We start from the raw sequence: 18306 nt of genomic DNA, 5'->3' as shown, positions 1-18306 counted from the left end.
GCTCGACGACGGCTGCCGGGCGGAAGGCCCACGGCCCGGAAGGTCCGACTGACGCGCGCCGCGCGTTCGTGTCGTCGCCGCCCGGTCCCTGTGGACCGGGCGGCTTTTTCGTCGCCGTACCACCGATCGTGAAGGGAGAGCCCGGTGGACGCCGTCCTCGTCATCAACGCCGACCTCGGCCCGCTGCACCGGGTCACCGTCAAGCACGCGATCCGGATGCTCTGCCGCCGGGTCGCCGAGATCCACGAGTCCGAGCCGGACCGGGTGATCGGCGTCTTCCCGCTGCCGCGGGTGGTCCGCCTCGTCCGGTACGTGGTGACCCGCTGGCGGTTCACCTCCGGTCCGGCCTGGTCCCGGGCCGGGGTGCTGTGCCGCGACGGCCGGCGGTGCGCCTACTGCGACGGCCCGGCCAGCACGATCGACCACATCCTGCCCCGCTCGCGCGGTGGCCGGAACACCTGGGGGAACACCACCGCCGCCTGCTACGGCTGCAACCAGCGCAAGGGCGACCGGACCCCAGCCGAGGCGGGCATGCCGCTGCGGCGGGAGCCGGTGACGCCGAGCTGGGCCGCGCTGGCGCGGTGACGGACGGCCGGCGGGCACAGGGGGCGGTGTCGGGGAGCTTCCCCGGCGCGGCGCCCGCCGGCCCCACCGTCCCCGGCCCCACCGTCCCCGGCCCCACCGTCCCCGGCCGCCGGACGCGGGCGGTGGCGGTGGTCAGCCGTCGAGCTGCCGGGCGAGTCCGTCGAGCAGCAGGTCGAGTCCGCCGCCGAACTCGTCGTCCGGGCCGACCGCACCAGCCGCGCGTGCGGTCTCGGCCAGCAGCGGGAACTCGTCGCGAGGCAGCGCGGCGATGACCGCCGTGCCGGGGCCGCCCAGCGCGCCGAGGTGCTCCATCTGGATCGCCCCGACCACGTACGCGAGCAGGGCGCGGAACGCGACCACCCGCCGGGTGCCGGCGAAGCCGCCCCGGGTCAGTACGGCGAGCGCCGCCTCGCCCCAGCGCAGGATGCCGGGCGAGCGGTGCCGGTGCGCCGGGAGCAGCGGTACCACGGCCGGGTGGGCGCCGACCCCGGCGCGCACCCGGTCGACCAGTTCCCGGATGCCGTCCGGCCACGGCACGTCGAGCGGCGGGCGCATGTCCACCCCGTCGAGGACCCGTTCGACGACGAGCGCCTCCAGCTCGTCACGGTCGGCGACGTACCGGTAGAGGGCCATCGTGCTGGTGCCGAGCCGCGCGCCGACCGCACGCATGGTGAGGCCGGGGAGGCCGTCCCGGTCGAGCACCGCGAGCGCCGCGTCGGCGAGCTGGGCCGGGGTCAGGGAACGGGGACGGGGCATGGCCTTGACAGCGTACAAGATACGCCTACGGTTGTAGGAGTACGTTGTACGCCTACAACGGGAGCACGCATGGACGTCGTCACCCCCCGCCACCTGACCAGCGTCACCGGCGCCGAGGTCGCCCTGCCGGATCCGGACCTCCTGGTCCACCTCCAGTTCCGGCGTTTCGCCGGCTGCCCGGTCTGCAATCTCCACCTGCGCTCGATCGTCCGCCGGCACGCCGAGATCGAGGCGGCCGGCGTCCGCGAGGTGGTGCTCTTCCACTCCCCCGCCGACGAACTGCGGGAACACGTCGCCGACCTGCCGTTCGCCGTGGTGGCCGATCCCGACCGGCGGCTCTACCGGGAGTTCGGCGTGGAGTCCGCGCGGCGGGCGCTGCTCGACCCGCGCGCCTGGCTGCCGATCCTGCGCGCCGTGGCGAGCGGCACCTGGCACGTCCTGCGCGGCCGGGAGCGGCTGCCGTCCCGCACCCCGCACGGCGGTCGGCTGGGGCTGCCGGCCGACTTCCTGATCGCCCCCGACGGCCGGGTGCTCGCGGTGAAGCACGGTGAGCACGCCTCCGACCAGTGGTCGGTGGACGAGCTGCTGGCCCGGGTCAGCGGGAGCCGGTCGACTCGGTGACCGCCGGATCGCCGGGGTGTTCCCGCAGGAACGCCTCGGCCCGGGGCGCGTCCCGGAGGATCTGCCAGCTGGCGAACGCGAACATCACCGAGGTGACGCCGAACAGGAGGAACCACATCGGGGCGAGGCTGAGCAACAGTTGGCCGAGGTTCAGCGTCACCAGACCGCCGATGATGGGGATCTGCCTCCGTAGCCGGACCATCTGCGCGGCGGCGGTCCGCAGGAAGGGCAAGTCGTCCGGGGAGTCCACCACACCGCGCCGGACGGCCCGGGCCAGTTCCCGGCGGCGGCGGAAGCTCACCGCCCACAGCCGGGACTCCCGGTCGGCCCGGTAGCTGCCGCTGCGAACCAGGCCGACCAGCCCGACGATCTCGAGCACCAGGCCGAGCACCGCCAGGACCCCGCCGGTCACCGCCACCCCGGTCGGCGGGTCACCGCGTTCCACCCAGCTGCCCGGGAACGCGCCGTCCGCCATCAGCCCGACCAGCAGCGACACCAGCGCGAACGCCAGCACCGTGCCGACCAGCAGCAGGCGGAACCGACGCCGCTTCCGCTGGATCTCCCGACGCTCCGGACTACTGTCCATGATGGTCCCCCGTTCGACGGTCGGGACGTACCCGTCGGGGGGTGCTGGTCAAACGGCGGTCAGCGGGCGGCCGGCGGGGTCCAGCCGAAGCGCGGGGGCCGCCGCTCGTTGACCGCCGACACCCCCTCGCGGGCCTCGCCGCTGTCCCGCACCTGGGCGTGCCACCAGGCCAGCCGGTCGGCGTCGGCGCGCCCGTCGACGATCTCCTTGGCGGCGGTCACGGTCAGCCGGGAGCGCTCGGCGATCGTGGTGGTCAGCGCCGCGACCCGATCGGCCAGCGCGTCGGCCGGCAGCACCTCGTCGACCAGGCCGATCCGCAGCGCCCGCTCGGCGTCGACCAGCTCGCCGGTGAAGAGCAGGTGCTTGGCCGCTGACGGCCCGACCAGCCCGGCCAGCCGGCGGGTGGTCGGCGCCGGGTAGACCAGGCCGAGCCGCGCCGGCGGTACGCCGAACCGGGCGTCCGCCGCGGCCAGGCGCAGGTCGCAGGCGACGGCGAGCTGACACCCGCCACCGACGCAGGCGCCCTCGATGGCGGCCACCGTGGGGCGGCCGAACGCGGCGAGCCGTTCCTCGGCCGCCACCGCGATGCTGCCGTCACCGGCGGCCAGCAGCTCGTCCAGGTCGCCGAGGTCGGCGCCGGCGCAGAACGTGCCACCCGCTCCGGTGAGCACCAGCACCCGGACCGCCGGGTCGGCCTCCAGGCCGTCCAGCAGCACCGGGAGCTGTCGCCACATGGCCGGGGTCATGGCGTTGCGGCGGGCCGGGTTGCGTATCACCACGGTCGCCACCGGGCCGTCCACCGTGACGGTCAGTTCCGCGTCGGACATGGCTCCGACCGTAACGGGAGGGGCCCGGTGACCACCCGCGTGGGGTGGCCGCCGGGCCCCGGGGTCGGGCGGTCAGGTCAGGAGACGTTGACCGCGGTGTCGTCCACGACGAACGAGGTCTGCAGGGAGCTGTCCTCGGTGCCGGTGAACTTCAGGGTGACCGTCTGCCCGGCGTACGAGGCCAGGGAGAACGACTTCTGGCTGTAGCCGCTGGCCTTGTTCAGGTTCGAGTAGGTCGCCAGCGTCGCCAGCACGGAGCCGGAGGAGCTGAGCACCTGCACGGTCAGCTTGTCGTACTGCACGCTCGAGGTGGTCTCCGCCGAGTCGATGTGCAGCCAGAAGCTGAAGTTGTACGTCGAGCAGCCCGACGGCAGGCTCACCGACTGCGAGAGCGTGTCGGTGTGGGTGCTGCCGTAGCCGTCCATCCAGGCGTTCCAGGTCCCGCCGTGGGTGGGCTGGCCCTGGGAGCCGTACTGCCCGATCACGCCGGAGCTGGCGGACCAGACCGTGTTGCCGGACTCGAAGCCCGGGTTGCCGAGCTTCTGACCCGCGCCGGTGCAGCCGCCGCCGGTGCCGGTGACGGTCAGCGAGTAGGTCGCGGTCTTCGTGCCCGACGCGGCGCTGCCGGTGACCGTCACCGAGTAGGTGCCGGTCGGGGTGCTCGCGCTGGTGGCGATGGTGAGGGTGGACGAGCCGCCCGAGGTCACCGAGGCGGGGCTGAACGACGCGGTGGCGCCGGTCGGCAGGCCGGACGCGGAGAACGTCACGGTCTGCGCGGCCCCGTTGGTGGTGGCGGTGGCGACGGTGGCGGTGGCGGACCCGCCCTGGGTCACCGAGCCGGCGGTCGGGGAGAGCGAGACGGAGAAGTCGTTGCCGGTGGAGCTGCACGGGGCGTCGTTGCCGGCCACGTTCACCGCGGTCCACGCCGCCTGGACGGCCTTGTACTCGGTCGAGCAGTTGCCGTACAGGTCGGTCGCCGCCTTGAGGGTGTACGCCCGGGCAGTGTTCGACGGGGTGGTGTTGTTGACGTACGAGGTGTTCGAGGTGAAGTACACGTCGAGCGCCCGGTACCAGATCTTCTCCGCCTTGGCGCGACCGATGCCGGTCACCGCCGGGGCCGAGCCGCAGACCGGCGAGGTGCCGTACGCGGTGGAGCCGGTGCCCTCGGCGAGGTTGAAGAAGAAGTGGTTGCCGACGCCGGAGGAGTAGTGCACGTCCTTGTTCTTCGTGCTGGTGGACCAGCAGGAGTCGGACGAGCCGTCCAGCGACGGGTTGTACATGTAGCGCAGCGGCGTACCGTTGCCGTTGATGTTGATCTTCTCACCGACCTGGTAGTCGCCCGGGTCGCTCGGCGCGGCGGCGTAGAACTCCACCATGTTGCCGAAGATGTCGCTGGTGGCCTCGTTCAGGCCACCGGACTCACCGGAGTAGACCAGCCCGGCCAGCGCCTCGGTGACGCCGTGGCTCATCTCGTGCCCGGCGACGTCCAGCGAGACCAGCGGGCGGGAGTTGCCCGAGCCGTCGCCGTAGGTCATCTGGGACCCGTCCCAGAAGGCGTTGACGTAGTTGTTGCCGTAGTGCACCCGGCTCGGCACGCCCTGCCCGTTGCCGAAGATGCCGTTGCGGCCGTGCACGTTCTTGAAGTAGTCGAACGTCTTGGCGGCGCCGAAGTGGGCGTCCACGCCGGCGGACTGCCGGTTGGAGGTGGCGCCGTTGCCCCACACGTTGTCCGCGTCGGTGAACGTGGTGCAGGTCGACGTGCCGTTGTTCATGTCGCAGGTCCGGCCGTTGCCGTGCGACGGGTCGATCATCTGGTAGGTGCTGCCGTTGAGCGTGGTGTCGATGCTGACCGTGCCGGTGTAGATGCCCTGGCCGCTGCCGACCACCGACTCGATCTCGTCGTACGAGCCGATCACCTTGCCGGTGCTGGCGTCGGTGACCACGTGCAGCTTCGACGGCGTCTGCTTGTCCGCCTTCCACCCGGTGGCGACCGTCTCCCAGGCCAGCCGGCCCTTGCCGCTGCTGGCGTCGACGAACAGCTCCGGCGCGCCGATCGAGGTGAGGGTGCCGGAGAACGCCTTGCGCGCGCTGGCCTTGGCCGCGGACGCGCCCACCTTGGCGGTGGTGCCCAGGGTGAGCGGGGCGGACAGGCCGACCGAGGTGCCGGTCATGGTGCCGTTCGGGGCGGTGTGGACGACGAAGTCACCGCCGTAGACCCGCAGGCCCCGGTAGGTCCGGCTGTAGCGGGTGTGCGCCGCCCCCGAGGGGTCGACCTTGGTGCGGACGGCCTGGTAGGCCTCCCCGCTGGCGCCCTGGACGGCGCCGGGGTTGGCACGGACGAGGCTGTCGGCCCGGGCCGCGGCGGCGGGCTCGGGGCTGGGGGCGCTGGGCGCTGCCGCGTGCGCCGTGGTGGTGACGCAGGTCAGCACGCCGCTGGTGAGCAGCGCTGCGCTGACGGCGGCGACGGATCTTTTCACGGGCCCTCCTCCGAAGGCGAAGTTGTGACGGGGGTAGTCACTGATGTAGATATAGCGATACATCGAAGAACGTGAAAGAGGTCGACGACTTCCCGTCCGAGACACTGACCGAACGGATGAGGAGGACGCGGTGGTCCGGAACCGGGTGGCCCCGCCGTGCGTCCGATCCGGCATGAGAGCAGCCCCCGCCGTGGCGGCCGCCGTCGCCGCCCTCCTCGTCCCGCTCGCCGGCTGCGCCAGGACCGACGCACCGACGTCGACGCTGCCGCAGGCCACCCCGCTGCCCGGCGTCGAGGTGGTGCTCGTCAAGTCGGGCGGCATCGCCGGGCTCACCGACACCATCACCGTGCACGCGGACGGCACCTGGACGACCACCGACCGGGCCGGCGCCGAACGCGAGGGCCGGCTCGCCGAGGCGGACCTCGACCGGTTGCGCCAGCTCGCCGCCGACCCCCGGCTCACCGCCGAGGCCGCCGTCACCGTGCCGGCGACCATGTGCGCCGACGCGTTCAGCTACCGGCTCACCATCGGGCCGACCACCAGCTCGTACGTGGACTGCCCGCCGCAGGCCACCCCGCCGGCCGCCACCGCCGAGGTGGTCGACCTGCTCACCCGCGCCACCGGCTGACCCGCCCGCTCACCAGCCGGGCGCCGCCGCGAGCAACGCCCGGCGCACGGCCTGGACCTCGCGCCGGCCGGCCACCGCCGGCCGCGCCGCGAGGAAGAGCGTGTTGAGCGGGGGCACCGCCGGCGTGAGCAACGCCCGCACCGCGCCGGAGGCCAACTCACCCCGGCAGAGGTACGCGGGCAGCACGCTCGCCCCCGCACCGGCCACCACCGCCGCCCGGACCGCCCGCAGGTCCGCCACGACCAGGCTCGGCGTCCGGGTGAGCCGGGTGTCGAAGACGGTCCGCCAGTACCGCCGCAGGATCGGCGCCTCCTCCCCGTAGGCGACCAGCGGCACGTCCCGCAGCGCCGCCGGGGTCACCGGATCGGGCAGCCGGTCGGCCCAGGCCGGCGCCGCCACCAGCACGAACTCCTCGTCGTAGAGCGGCTCCACCACCACCCCCCGCCGACGCGGCCGCACGCTGGTCACCGCCAGGTCGAGCCGGCCGGCCACCAGGTCGTCCAGCAGCCGTTCCGGCAACCCGGCCGCAACCCGCAGCTCCAGGCCTTCGGCCACCAGCCCGCCCAGCGCCGGCAGCACCCGCTCCGCGAGCAGCTCGGCCGGCCCGCCGAGGAAGACCGTCCGGGCGTACGCGGCACCCGGCTCGTCGGTCAGCACGGCCGCCAGCCGGTCCAGCGGCTCGGCCACCCGGCGGGCCAGCTCGTCCCCGGCCGCGGTCGGGGTGACACCGCGCGGCAGTCGGTCGAAGAGCGGCCGACCGACCGCCTCCTCCAGCGCGCGCAGTTGCGCGGTCACCGTGGGCTGCGCCACACCCAACAGCTCGGCCGCGCCGGTGACCGACCCGGACCGGTGCACGGCGAGGAAGCTGCGGAGCAGGTCCAGGGACACCTTCACATCAGCAAACCTATCGCCGACGTGACTCTTGCCTATTGGTCAGCTATGGATCGGCGCGCCAGCATGGTGACATGACTCGTGCACTCATCGCCCTGACCAGCCACTCCGACCTCGGTGCCACCGGCCGCAAGACCGGCTACTACGTCGGCGAGGCCGCCGAGCCGTGGGAGGTCTTCCGGGCCGCCGGGTACGACGTCGACCTGGTGTCCGTGGCCGGCGGCGAGCCGCCGGTCGACGGCCGGGACACCGACGACCGGACCCAGAACGACTTCCTCGCCACCGCCGGCGTGACCGATACCCCGAAGGCCGCGGACGTCGACCCGGCCGGCTACGACGTGATCGTCTTCGCCGGCGGTCACGGCACGATGTGGGACTTCCCCGACGACCCGGACCTGGCCCGGATCGCCCGCGCGGTCTACGAGCGCGGCGGCGTGGTGGCCGCCGTCTGCCACGGGCCGTCGGCGCTGGTGAACCTCACCCTCTCCGACGGCTCGCGGCTGATCGCCGGCAAGCGGGTGGCCGGCTTCACCAACGACGAGGAGGCGGCCGTCGGCCTCACCGACGAGGTGCCGTTCCTGCTCGCCGACAAGCTCACCGAGGCCGGTGCGCAGCACGTCCCGGCGCCGAACTTCACCGAGCACGTGGTGGTCGACGGCCGCCTGGTCACCGGCCAGAACCCGCAGTCGGCCCGCGCGCTCGCCGAAGCCGTGGTCAAGCTCCGCGGCTGACCCGTCGGGCGCGCCGCCCGCCCTCGCGCGTCGTTCCGCGAGGCGGGCGTGGTTCGGGTGTCAGAACCGGTAGTCGTCGGGGAAGCCGGTGGCCCGCAGGTCGGGCGGCAGGTGGGCGGCGTCGTTCAGCGCGACCACCGTCGGCGGGCCGGCGTCGCTGTAGCGGATCACGGTCAGCGCGCAGTTGGCGTGGTTGAGCCCGATCCAGCGGCGCTCCGGCGCCTCCAGCGCGTGCCGCACCAGCCAGGCGACCAGGAAGTTGTGCGTGATCACCAGCTCCCGGACGTCGCCCTCGGCGGGGGCGGTGGCGAACCGGGCCACCGCCTCCGCCGTCACGCGCGGCCCGTCCCGCCGTTCCGCCTCGGTGAACTCGGCGAGGAACTCGGCATACCGCGCCGGCAGGCCGGTCGGGTCGGTGTCGTGCGGCATGTGGTCGCCGGCCCGCTCGTCCTCGTGGACCGGAACACCCGGCAGCTCCTTGGCGACCAGCGCGGCGGTCTCCGCGGCCCGGGCCAGCGGCCCGTGGTGCACGGCGTCGATCCGCGCGCCGCGCAGCCGCTCGCCGAGCAGCGTCGCCTGCCGCCGGCCCCGGGCGGAGAGACCGACCTCCGGGGCCTCCGTCCCGGTGTCCTCCTGCTCGCCGTGCCGGGCCAGGAACAACAGGCGGCTCGCCATCGGTCACCCCTTCAGGATCGGGAGTGGCCGACCCTAGTCGGTCGCTCCCCGACCCCGCAGCCCCGTGGTCAGCCGTTCGCCCACTGCTCCCGCGGGTGCATCTGGCCGATCCGGATCCGGTTGCCGAACGGGTCCCGGATTCCGAAGTCGATCCCGTACGGCCGGTCGGTCGGCTCGTCGGTCACCTCGACCCCCTTGGCCACCAGATCCGCGTACGTCTTGTGCGCGTCGTCAGTGGTCAGGAACAGGAAGCCACCGGCGGCGCCCTTGGTGAGCAGCTCGCGGACCTGCTCGGCGGTCTTCGGGTCCAGCGCCGGCGGGCCGGGCTTCTCCAGCAGGATCTCCCGCTCGGCGTCGCCCGGCACGTTCACGGTCAGCCAGCGCATGAAGCCGAGATCCTGGTCGGTGTTCACCTCCATGCCCAGCTTGCCGACGTAGAAGTCGAGCGCCTCGTCCTGGTCGAGCACGTAGATCTGCGAGCGGGAAATCGAAGTCATCGTCATGCCGTCGACGCTAGAGCACCGCCCTGACCTGCTGCTTATCCAAAACTGCTGGGCCTGGTCCAGGATTTGGCGAAGCAGCTCGGCACGTTCGCGGCGGCGGACCGGCGCCGCCGGAAATCGCGGGGCGACTCGCCGACGATGTCGCGGAACGTCCGGCTGAACGTGCCGAGGCTGGTGAAGCCGACCGCGAGGCAGATGTCGGTGACGTCCCGGTCGGTCTCCAACAGCAGGGACATGGCCCGCTCGACCCGACGCCGTTGCAGGTAGCGGTGCGGCGTCTCGCCGAAGGTGGCCCGGAACGTCCGGATGAAGTGCGACTCGGAGACGTGCGCGATCCGGGCCAGCGCGGGGATGTCCAGCGGCTGCGCGTACGCCCGGTCCATCGCGTCCCGGGCCCGCAGCATGGCCCGGTTGGACTCCTCGGTCGCCCGGCTCATCCGGCGACCACCAGGTCGAGGTCGGCGAGTTGGTCCGGGTCGGCCACCACCTCGATGCCGATGATCCGGTCGGTGACGGCGAAGCTGAGCGCGAGTCGGATCCGGCCGTCGAGCACCACCACCGCGCCGGCCGCCCCGTCGACCCAGGCGGGCACCGCCGCCTGCGCCCGACCGTTGAAGAAGCCGGCCACCGCCGACGAGCCACGGACCTCGGCGCTGCCGCCCATCCGCACGGCGGCGGCGTCCTCCCGCAGCACCACGTGCGGGTCGAGCAGCGCGACCAGGTCGTCGAAGCGACCCTCCCGGGACGCGGCGAGGAACGCCTCGACGACCCGACGCTGCCGGGCCGGGTCGGTCACCGGATCGGCGGAACGGCCCTGCACCCGGCGACGGGCCCGGCCGGCGATCTGCCGTACCGCCGGGGCGCTGCGGTCGACCACCGGCGCGATCTCCTCGAAGGAGACGGCGAACATGTCGTGCAGCACGAACACCAGCCGCTCGGTGGGGCCGAGCGTGCTCAGCACGACCTGGAGCGCGTGCCCGACCCGCTCGGCGAGCAGCGCCTCCTGCTCCGGCTCCGGCACGGTCGAGGGCTCCTCGCCCACCGCGTCGACGGTCTCCTCGTGGCGATGCCCGGCCGACCGCAGCCGGTCCAGGCAGACCCGCCCGACGGTGGTGGTCAGCCAGCCCGGCAGGTTGTCGATCCCGGGGATGTCGGCCCGGTTCAGCCGCAGCCAGGTGTCCTGCACGGCGTCGTCCGCCTCGGCGGCCGAGCCGAGCATCCGGTGGGCCACCGCCCGCAGGCGGGGCCGCTGCTCCTCGAAGCGCCGGGCCACCAGGTCCGCGTCGGTCACGACCCCCCGCCCTCCACCGCCGCGTGATCGCCGTCACATCCGTCACACCACCGGCCCGGATGTCGACAGACGGGGGAGGGCGGCGAACGGACGCCGCCCAGCCTACAAGGACAGGACGGACGACCATGAGCCTCGAAGCCCGCATGCAGAACCCGGCCGCGCTGCTCCCGGACACCGTCAAGGCGGTCAACCTGCTCTACCGGGCCGCGCACTCGGCCGGCGTGCCCGGCGGCACGTTGGAGCTGGTCCACCTGCGGGCCAGCCAGATCAACGGATGCAGCGCGTGCGTCGACTCGGGGGCGCGCGGCGCCCGCAAGAACGGCGAGACCGAGGAGCGGCTGTTCGCGGTGGCGGCGTGGCGGGAGACGCCGTACTTCACCGACGCCGAGCGGGCCGCGCTCGACCTAGCCGAGCACGCCACCCGTCTCGCCGACCGCGGCGACGCGGTGCCGGACCCGGTGTGGGACGAGGCGGCCCGGCACTTCGGGGAGAAGGAACTGGCGGCGTTGGTGCTCTGGATCGCCACCACGAACTTCTTCAACCGGATCAACGCCACCACCCGGCAGCCGGCACCCCAGAACTGGGGCTGATTCCTCTGGGCCGGCGCGGGCCGCTGGGCCTCCGCGCCGGCCCGGACCGGGTGGGCCCTCGGCCGCCGACCCGTCGGGTGATACTTCGGTGCCCGCTGATCATCCCGTCGAGGAGCAGCCACGTGGAACCGCCGTCCGCCCCGGTCGAGGACGCCGTCGCGCGCGCCCGTGACCTGGTCCTCGCCAAGGAGTTCAAGCCCGCGGTCACGCTGCTGGGCGCGCACCTGCGGACCCACCCCGACGACAGCCTCGCGTGGCGTCGACTGGCCGGTGCGCTCATCGGGCTGGGTGACCAGCACGCCGCGATCGACGCGGCCGGTCGCGCGATCGACATCGACCCCGGCGACACGGTGGCCTGGCGGTACCGGGGGCTGGCCCGGCAACTGCTCGGTCGGCACCGGGAGTCCTACGCCGACGCGCGACGTGCGGTCGAACTCGCTTCGGACGATCCCGAGGGGCTGAACCTGCTCGCCGTCAACGTGCTCACCGTCGACCGCGACGTGGCCCGGTTCCGCGACCTCTACCAGCGGGCGCTCACCGTCGACCCGAGCAACGCACCGGCGCGGCACAGCGCCGGAGTGGACCGGCGGATCCGCCGCCGGGGCGCGGCGACCCTGGTGCTCCTCGCGGTGTACCCGCCCTGGTGCGTGCTGTTCCTGCGCTGGCTCGCCGTCGACGACGGCTCCACCGACGCCGGCTGGACGATGTGGCCCACCGTCGTCGGGGTGGCCGTCCTGATCGTCTGCGCCGCGGCCGGTCGGACGGTGGGCGTCGTGCCACTGGTGCTGACCTGGCGCGGGATCGTCGGGGCCGCGTGCGTCGGCGGGGCCGGCGCCGCCGGGGCGGTCTGGGGCGGTACCCGCACGGCGACCATGGCCGCCGCGTTCGGCCTCACGACTGTGGCGGTGTCGCTGCTCTTCGCGCTCACGTTCCGGGTCCGGCACGGGCGTGCGGGACGCCTGCCGGAGGAGGACGCCACCGGCGGCCCGGCGCGCGAGACGGCCCGGGTCGCCTGATGGAATTGGAGCCCCCGGCCGGGATCGAACCGGCGACATCTCGCTTACAAGCTCTGTGCACCCCGTCCGCACGCGTCCGGGAACGGCTGCATGCTCGGAGCTTCGTCCATGCCAGCGCGCCTCAGCGTGCTGCCGTCCGGCGCGGTTGCTGTCACCGTTGCTGTCGACAGCCATTCCGCCGGCGGCCCAAGCCGACCTCCGCCCCTCAGGGCAGCCATCAACCCCCTTGGCTGCTCACCTGGAGCCTGACGGCTTCCTTACAGCTTCCTTTTCCGCTTGTTCCGCCGCCACTACCGTGGTGTCCCCGTCGCTGACCGGCCTAATGTCTCGCTCTACGTGAGCCCTGCATTGCAATACCCGTCGACTCATCGGAAGGAGCCGGATGGTACCCAGGCCCGGCCCCGCCTTACCTCAAAACTGGCAACTGGCAATCGGGGCTTGGTGCCTATCTACCCTGCTCGGCATTGTCGGCATTGGGGTCTGCTGCACCGATAGGTGACATCTGAGATGGCTTGCCCTGCGGGCAGGCTGGAAGGATGTCGCTGTGCCCAAGCCCTACCCCAGAGAGTTCCGCGATGACGTCGTGCGTGTCGCTCGCGACCGCGAGCCAGGCGTGACCGTCGAGCAGATCGCCAAGGACTTCGGGGTCCACCCGATGACGCTGTTCAAGTGGCTGCGCCAGGCCGACATCGACGCTGGCGTCATGCCGGGGACGGCCAGCGATGAGTCGGCCGAGCTACGCGAGGCGCGCAAGCGGATCCGGTTGTTGGAGCAGGAGAACGAGGTCCTGCGCCGGGCCGCTGCCTACCTGTCGCAGGCGCATCTGCCGGGAAAAGGCTCTACCCGCTCGTGAGCGAGCTGGCCGCCGACGGGATCCCCGTGGCGGTGACGTGCCGGGTATTGAACATCGCTCGCCAGCCCTACTACCGGTGGCTGGCCCGACCGGTCACCATCGCCGACCTGGTGGCGGCGTACCGGGCCAACGCGTTGTTCGACGCCCACCGCGACGATCCGGAGTTCGGCTACCGGTTCCTGGTCGACGAGGCCCGCGACGCCGGGCAGCCGATGGCCGACCGCACCGCGTGGCGGATCTGCTCCGGCAACGGCTGGTGGAGCGCCTTCGGCAAGCGCAAGCGTCGGGGTAAGGGCGGCAAGGTCGGCCCGCCGGTGCACGACGACCTGGTCCGGCGGAATTTCACCGCCGACGGCCCGAACCGGCTGTGGCTGGCCGACATCACCGAGCACCACACCGCCGAGGGCAAGCTCTACCTGTGCGCGATCAAGGACGTCTGGTCCCACCGCATCGTCGGCTACTCCATCGACTCGCGGATGAAGTCCCGCCTGGCCGTCGCCGCACTGGACAACGCCGCAGCCAGACGCGGTGACCTGGCCGGCTGCATCCTGCACACCGACCGCGGATCCCAATTCCGTTCCAGGAAATTCGTCCGAGCCCTCCACCGCCACCGGATGGCCGGATCGATGGGCCGTGTCGGCGCCGCCGGCGACAACGCCGCCATGGAATCCTTCTTCGGCCTCCTGCAGAACAACGTCCTCAACCGACGATCATGGACCACCCGCCAGCAACTACGGATCGCGATCGTGACCTGGATCGAACGGACCTACCACCGCCGCCGACGCCAACGGTCACTGTCCCGATTGACCCCCGTTGAATTCGAGACCATCATGCACCCACCGGCCAGTCAGGCCGCGTGACTACGCCTGTCACCTGCCGGTGCAGCAGACCCTTGCAGTATCAGTTTCGAACCCGAGCCAGGTCACTTGGCTCCGAGCGCTCAGCGTCGTGCTGGGCGCAATCGCCCTGGGGTCCTTCGTTGCCGCACTGCACCGCACACTGTCTCTCCTGGGCAGGCTCCCTCTAGGCAACCGCGACCTACCCGGGATGCGCATCGGCATCCACACGACGCGGTGGGCCCAGTCCCCCCGCGACGTCGCGGACGCCCACGACTTCCTGGCTTCACTGCTGCCGCATGACCCGCCATCACTGACCCTGATGCAAGGTCTATACCAACGCAACCCACTGTGCATCCGACTGGTAGAGAGCGAACGGAACAGCAGGCGACGCCTGGTAGGCATGGTCGTGATCGCCCCGTTGACGGCACGTGCCGTGAAGGACTTCCAGGCGAAGACGGTTACGTCACTGGACTCGGCGATGTTAAGGCGCTACGTGACACGCACCTGGCACCGACCGCAGGGCGTCTACCTAGGAGGGGTGGCCGGCACGACGCCCGCCGGACGGGCTTGGGCGTTGAGCTTTCTTGAGTCGTTCCTACTTAGCAGCGGAACCAAAGACCTGATTGCCCGCCCAGTGAGCCCCGACGGTCTACGCGTGCTCAAGACAGCCGGATTCATGCCGATAGGCGAACCAAGCCCCTTCTGGCATCGCGCCCTGTAGTACTACGTCCGGGAGACATCGCGGGCAGGTCACCTCCGGGAGGCGGCAGAGAGGCAGCACGGTTGCCGAAGGGCGCGAGGCCGCGGACGGGGCCGTTTCGTCGAAGATGAGGGGCAATGCCCAGGCACAGCGCGTCGCCCAGAGGGGACGACCCCCGTCGGGGGGAGCCTGGTCCTGGTTGTCAAGCAGTGTCGGCAGACCACGTCGGTTGCGCTCACGCTCGCCTGGCATGTGTCTCTTTCCGGCTGTCATCGCCGCGTGGCGAGCATTTTGCTGACTCCCTGCTGACTCCGCTTGTCTTCGACCTCCTCCTAGCCCTGTGACGAGAACCCGTTTGCGCGAGGATCGGCGGCAACGAGGTTGAGGCCCTTGCCGCCCGCATCGGTGCCCGGCAAGCTGGCGGCTGGAGTGGTGCCTATCCTTCGACGCCTAACGAGGAGACAACGTGCCGTTGCCAGACTGGACCGGATGGGTCAGCTTGATGGGCGTGTCGGGACTTCTGGGCGGAGCTCTGACGGGTGCGTTCGATCGCTGGAACCTGAAGCTCACTGGCAGGCAGCAGAGCCAACGACAGCGGCTGGAGTTGGCGGGCCAAGGGGACCGCCAAAAGCTGGAACTGGACGGGCTGCGGGAGCGCCAGAAGCTGGACCTGGAAGGCCAGCGCGAACGCCAGCAGGTGGATCACCGACACCAACAGGCGATGCTGCAACAGCAGGCCCACTTTGAGGCCCGCAAAGAGGCCGCTGAGTTGGCTGGCAACGCGTTGGCCTGGATCTATTACGAGGCTGTGGAAAAGTACGGGCTGGACCATGACATGTTTCCAGCCCATCTGCCATCCGGCGGGCATGCGGACGTCGGTGACGTCATCCGCGACCTCCGTAAGCTGCACGCAACCCACCCGACGAAGGCAGTGCGCGAGAGGGCGGCCCGGCTGGCAGAGAACCTGGAGGTCGACTACAACACGATCAACGTCAAGGACGGCGACATGAACGAGCCAACACTCGCTGAGATGCTGGCCCGGCAGAAGGACCTCGAGGCCCTAATCGAGGTCATCAACGAGCCTCCTGGCACTGACAGCCAGGGATGAGGTGCGCCGGCATGGACTGACCGCCACGGTAACCGACCGCGACTCGGTGTCGAGCCTCTGCTCGACGTCGGTGGGATGCGGACCCATCCTGCCGACTGCCGGCTCGTGCCGACCATCGATCGTGTGGCACCTCGCTTACAAGGCGCTTTCGGCGAGAGGTGACAACCGTCCGCGTTGGTCCGGCCTCGGCCGCCACCGTTGATGTCACCGACTGATGTCAGGTCGCCCCCGGTTCAGGCACTTTCCTCGGACGACTCAAGTTCGCCAAGGGCACGCCACGCCAGCTCGGCCAGAGTCTCACCCGTGCTAATTGCCCACCGCGCGGTTCCTTGGTTCGCCATAGGCCGGTCTTCCCATTGAGCGAGCTCCCACATACGAGAGATCAGGCCGGACGGTGAGTATTGCAGGCCATCCGCTGCCCAAACAATCGGTTTGGTGCGATGCGGGGTCCAAGTAGCCCGTGCACGCTTCGGATCCGCGGCGAGCCAACCCTTCAATGCCTCGACTTCAAACCGGTTACGGGGCGAAAGCGTGAGGGCTTCTCCCTCGGCGAGAACCGCTTTATCTATGATAACGGAGACAGCATTCGGGCGGCGCTTGCGTTGAGCCGGCACCCGGCGGTATTTGTTCGGGTCTGGGAGGTGGTCTGGTCCCGGACCGCCAAGCACTCGCCGTGTTATCTCCCGGCAGCGGGCTACATCCGAGCAAACGGATCGGATCTGCGAACGCTCTGTGTAGAGCTCATCGATCACACCAGCGACAATGGGCAACAGTTCCCGAACCAGCTGTTTTGTCTCGTGGACGGAGCGCTCCGCCCATTCGAGATTCGGATCGGGCTCGTCAATTGCATCGGCATCGAGACGGCGGAATACGAGGTGCGCAAGGAGATATACGCCGTACTCGGCCAAGGCAGCACCGCGCCCTGCGTAGCGTGGGCGCAACTCGTGGAGGGTTCGCCTAACCTGCCTCAGCACCTGCACTGCATTCCAAAGCAGATAGACACCAGGCTGCGGCCGGAACAGGGCATCGTAGATACCCTGCGAACCCCGCTCCCACAGCACATCAAGAGTAGTCGCGATGCGGGCGGCGTACTGGCTATCAGGATGAGCACAAGCCAGTGCGCATGCAGCCTCAACGACGGAGCAGCCGGTGTCCGGTTGTGGCTCCAGCTCGCTGCGGCGCACGCTGTACTCGAGCCTTAGCTCGGCTCGCATTTCCTCAAGAATGGCGGCTTGGATCGGATCGAGCGCGATGAAGTCCCTCGCCTCGACGCGGTTCTGGCGATTGGTGGCTTGGGTAGCCTGCTTAGCGAAGTCGACAGCTTTACCCGTAACAATGATGCGCACGCCGACTTGGGCCGAAGCAGCGGCCTCATCAGCAGCAACGGCTTCAGCGACTGAACGAACGGTTTGAGCTCCGTTCACGACGCTGGCATTGCGCAGCGTCAAGCTGAGCGGACGCGATTGCGGGAAACGCATGGACTGCTGAACCTTTTCGGCCGATTCACAAAGGATCGTTACCCCGTTATTGAAGTACCAGAAGTGGGCCGGCTCCCGACTGAGGGTATCGATAATCTCATTGTTGATCGGCGTCCTGCCGAGGGGATTGCGAATATTAAGGCTGAAAAGGCTTGAGCCATGAGTAACCCACTGCGACACCTGCTCCGCCTCAACAACACCTTGGTACGACTCGTATGGGGTGCTGATGGCAAACCACGGAAATAAGTCAGCCGCCAGTTCAACTGGCTTTGGCGCTATATCCTCCCGAACCGAAGTCCACACCTCGGAGGCCAGGATGATTCGATGACCTAGCACGCCGCCGTGGCGATTGAACTCAGTCTCCCCGTTCTCAATGGCCACGCGGAAGCCAGCGGTCACCTCCTCAGCGCGCATCAGTGCGATGACTTGCGTAACCGGCACCGGTCCGCTAGCCATGACATTCTTCGCCCGCTCGGCCAGCTGCTGGCCACGGGGATTGAATGGTGCGAAGTCCTCGTCGTCGATAAGCCGCAATCCGGTAAGCAGTTCCATTACCGCCGACCGATCGCAGTTAGCCTTCCCTGTCTTGCTCCACTTTGCTTGCACTAGGTAGACATGCGGATCCGCCCCATCCACGACCGCGATCGCGTCTATACCTTGGTCCGCCATACCGTCGATGACGACGAGCGAAGCCTCCTGCGGAGTCCAGCCGGTGACTATCCTGACCGCCTGGGCGGCCAAGGCCCTCGATAACGTCCGGGGCTCGCGCTCTTCGTCCGACTTGCCCTCAAGGTCGCTGAGGTCCAGCAAGCCGCCGTCTACGTACACCGATTGAAGGAACGCTTCTACCTGACGCACCTGCAGGGCCACGTCCCCGTGGCCGGCTCGCGGGCTAGTCGGACTCAACTGTTACCCCCTAGGCGGCTTGCGGCACAGTCAAACGAGTGTGGATTGTCTCATGCTCGTCCGTTAGCGGCGTCCTCGTGCACGGGACGCCGCTGTCTTCTCGCCCGCTGGCGCCCATCTGCTGCCCGCCTTCGTCCACTCCTACTGAGCTTCCCCGTTGCTCGATGGCCCCCCCCCAGGGTGTTCCGGAGCCCTTGCGTCAAGGGCCACAGCGACGAGCGCCTGCTCCTTCCAGTGCACCGAGC

Annotated in this window: 18 protein-coding genes; 8 read left to right on the top strand and 10 right to left on the bottom strand. The window is 70.5% G+C overall.

What is annotated here, in order from left to right:
• The first annotated feature begins 144 nt into the window (after window positions 1–144).
• Window positions 145–585: an HNH endonuclease gene (locus tag GA0070622_RS04690; RefSeq protein ID WP_091569006.1), complete on the top strand. Its 441-nt coding sequence runs from the start codon at window positions 145–147 to the stop codon at window positions 583–585.
• A 132-nt stretch (window positions 586–717) separates the two neighbouring features.
• Here the strand turns inward: GA0070622_RS04690 and GA0070622_RS04685 are convergent, their stop codons facing one another.
• Window positions 718–1341 carry a TetR/AcrR family transcriptional regulator gene (locus GA0070622_RS04685; RefSeq protein WP_176558979.1) on the bottom strand — a complete coding sequence of 208 codons (624 nt, stop codon included), beginning with the start codon at window positions 1339–1341 and terminating at the stop codon, window positions 718–720.
• A 69-nt stretch (window positions 1342–1410) separates the two neighbouring features.
• Here GA0070622_RS04685 and GA0070622_RS04680 point away from each other — a divergent pair, with 69 nt between their 5' ends.
• Window positions 1411–1962 (top strand): peroxiredoxin-like family protein, encoded by a 552-nt coding sequence (locus GA0070622_RS04680; RefSeq protein ID WP_091569001.1) that lies wholly within the window; start codon window positions 1411–1413, stop codon window positions 1960–1962.
• Here GA0070622_RS04680 and GA0070622_RS04675 read toward each other — a convergent pair.
• From GA0070622_RS04675 to GA0070622_RS04665, 3 genes are all read right to left on the bottom strand, one after another.
• Window positions 1937–2548, bottom strand: a complete 612-nt coding sequence (locus GA0070622_RS04675; protein ID WP_091568999.1) for a hypothetical protein — start codon at window positions 2546–2548, stop codon at window positions 1937–1939. The genes GA0070622_RS04680 and GA0070622_RS04675 overlap by 26 nt on opposite strands.
• Before the next feature lie 59 nt (window positions 2549–2607).
• Entirely contained in the window at window positions 2608–3375 is a 768-nt protein-coding gene (locus tag GA0070622_RS04670; protein ID WP_091568996.1) for an enoyl-CoA hydratase/isomerase family protein, read from the bottom strand.
• Window positions 3376–3452: 77 nt separating this feature from the next.
• Window positions 3453–5852 (bottom strand): M4 family metallopeptidase, encoded by a 2400-nt coding sequence (locus GA0070622_RS04665; protein ID WP_091568994.1) that lies wholly within the window; start codon window positions 5850–5852, stop codon window positions 3453–3455.
• Between the two features lie 172 nt (window positions 5853–6024).
• On the opposite strand from GA0070622_RS04665, the gene GA0070622_RS04660 reads away from it, so the two are divergent.
• Window positions 6025–6480, top strand: a complete 456-nt coding sequence (locus GA0070622_RS04660) for a protealysin inhibitor emfourin (protein ID WP_141684524.1) — start codon at window positions 6025–6027, stop codon at window positions 6478–6480.
• Between the two features lie 9 nt (window positions 6481–6489).
• Here the strand turns inward: GA0070622_RS04660 and GA0070622_RS04655 are convergent, their stop codons facing one another.
• Window positions 6490–7374, bottom strand: a complete 885-nt coding sequence (locus GA0070622_RS04655) for a LysR family transcriptional regulator (protein ID WP_091568989.1) — start codon at window positions 7372–7374, stop codon at window positions 6490–6492.
• Window positions 7375–7445: 71 nt separating this feature from the next.
• Here GA0070622_RS04655 and GA0070622_RS04650 point away from each other — a divergent pair, with 71 nt between their 5' ends.
• The gene (locus GA0070622_RS04650) at window positions 7446–8102 is read left to right on the top strand and encodes a type 1 glutamine amidotransferase domain-containing protein (RefSeq protein WP_091568986.1); all 657 of its coding nucleotides are present in this window, start codon (window positions 7446–7448) and stop codon (window positions 8100–8102) included.
• 60 nt (window positions 8103–8162) lie between these two features.
• On the opposite strand, the gene GA0070622_RS04645 is transcribed toward GA0070622_RS04650, so the two are convergent.
• The 4 genes from GA0070622_RS04645 to GA0070622_RS04630 form a co-directional block, all read right to left on the bottom strand.
• On the bottom strand, window positions 8163–8777 hold the full coding sequence (locus GA0070622_RS04645; RefSeq protein ID WP_091568984.1) for a histidine phosphatase family protein: 615 nt from the start codon (window positions 8775–8777) through the stop codon (window positions 8163–8165).
• Between the two features lie 68 nt (window positions 8778–8845).
• Window positions 8846–9280, bottom strand: a complete 435-nt coding sequence (locus tag GA0070622_RS04640) for a VOC family protein (protein WP_091568982.1) — start codon at window positions 9278–9280, stop codon at window positions 8846–8848.
• A 35-nt stretch (window positions 9281–9315) separates the two neighbouring features.
• A complete protein-coding gene (locus tag GA0070622_RS04635) occupies window positions 9316–9717 on the bottom strand; it encodes a helix-turn-helix domain-containing protein (RefSeq protein WP_091568979.1) in 402 nt (133 codons plus the stop codon).
• Window positions 9714–10571: a sigma-70 family RNA polymerase sigma factor gene (locus GA0070622_RS04630; protein WP_091568976.1), complete on the bottom strand. Its 858-nt coding sequence runs from the start codon at window positions 10569–10571 to the stop codon at window positions 9714–9716. The genes GA0070622_RS04635 and GA0070622_RS04630 overlap by 4 nt, the downstream gene beginning before the upstream one ends.
• Window positions 10572–10696: 125 nt before the next feature.
• On the opposite strand from GA0070622_RS04630, the gene GA0070622_RS04625 reads away from it, so the two are divergent.
• From GA0070622_RS04625 to GA0070622_RS04605, 4 genes are all read left to right on the top strand, one after another.
• Window positions 10697–11161 carry a carboxymuconolactone decarboxylase family protein gene (locus GA0070622_RS04625; protein ID WP_218012424.1) on the top strand — a complete coding sequence of 155 codons (465 nt, stop codon included), beginning with the start codon at window positions 10697–10699 and terminating at the stop codon, window positions 11159–11161.
• A gap of 122 nt (window positions 11162–11283) precedes the next feature.
• Entirely contained in the window at window positions 11284–12177 is an 894-nt protein-coding gene (locus tag GA0070622_RS04620; RefSeq protein WP_091568970.1) for a tetratricopeptide repeat protein, read from the top strand.
• A gap of 544 nt (window positions 12178–12721) precedes the next feature.
• A protein-coding gene (locus GA0070622_RS04615; protein ID WP_091568968.1) for an IS3 family transposase occupies window positions 12722–13890 on the top strand; the annotation gives its coding sequence in 2 pieces (ribosomal slippage) (window positions 12722–13006 and window positions 13009–13890; 1167 coding nt in all).
• Between the two features lie 1145 nt (window positions 13891–15035).
• Window positions 15036–15677 carry an SPFH domain-containing protein gene (locus tag GA0070622_RS04605; protein WP_091568963.1) on the top strand — a complete coding sequence of 214 codons (642 nt, stop codon included), beginning with the start codon at window positions 15036–15038 and terminating at the stop codon, window positions 15675–15677.
• 233 nt (window positions 15678–15910) lie between these two features.
• Here the strand turns inward: GA0070622_RS04605 and GA0070622_RS04600 are convergent, their stop codons facing one another.
• Window positions 15911–18025 carry an AIPR family protein gene (locus GA0070622_RS04600; RefSeq protein WP_218060567.1) on the bottom strand — a complete coding sequence of 705 codons (2115 nt, stop codon included), beginning with the start codon at window positions 18023–18025 and terminating at the stop codon, window positions 15911–15913.
• Window positions 18026–18306: the final 281 nt, after the last annotated feature.

The organism is Micromonospora sediminicola, from assembly GCF_900089585.1.
Lineage (GTDB): Bacteria > Actinomycetota > Actinomycetes > Mycobacteriales > Micromonosporaceae > Micromonospora > Micromonospora sediminicola.
This window is presented reverse-complemented; position numbering and strand designations above follow the sequence as displayed.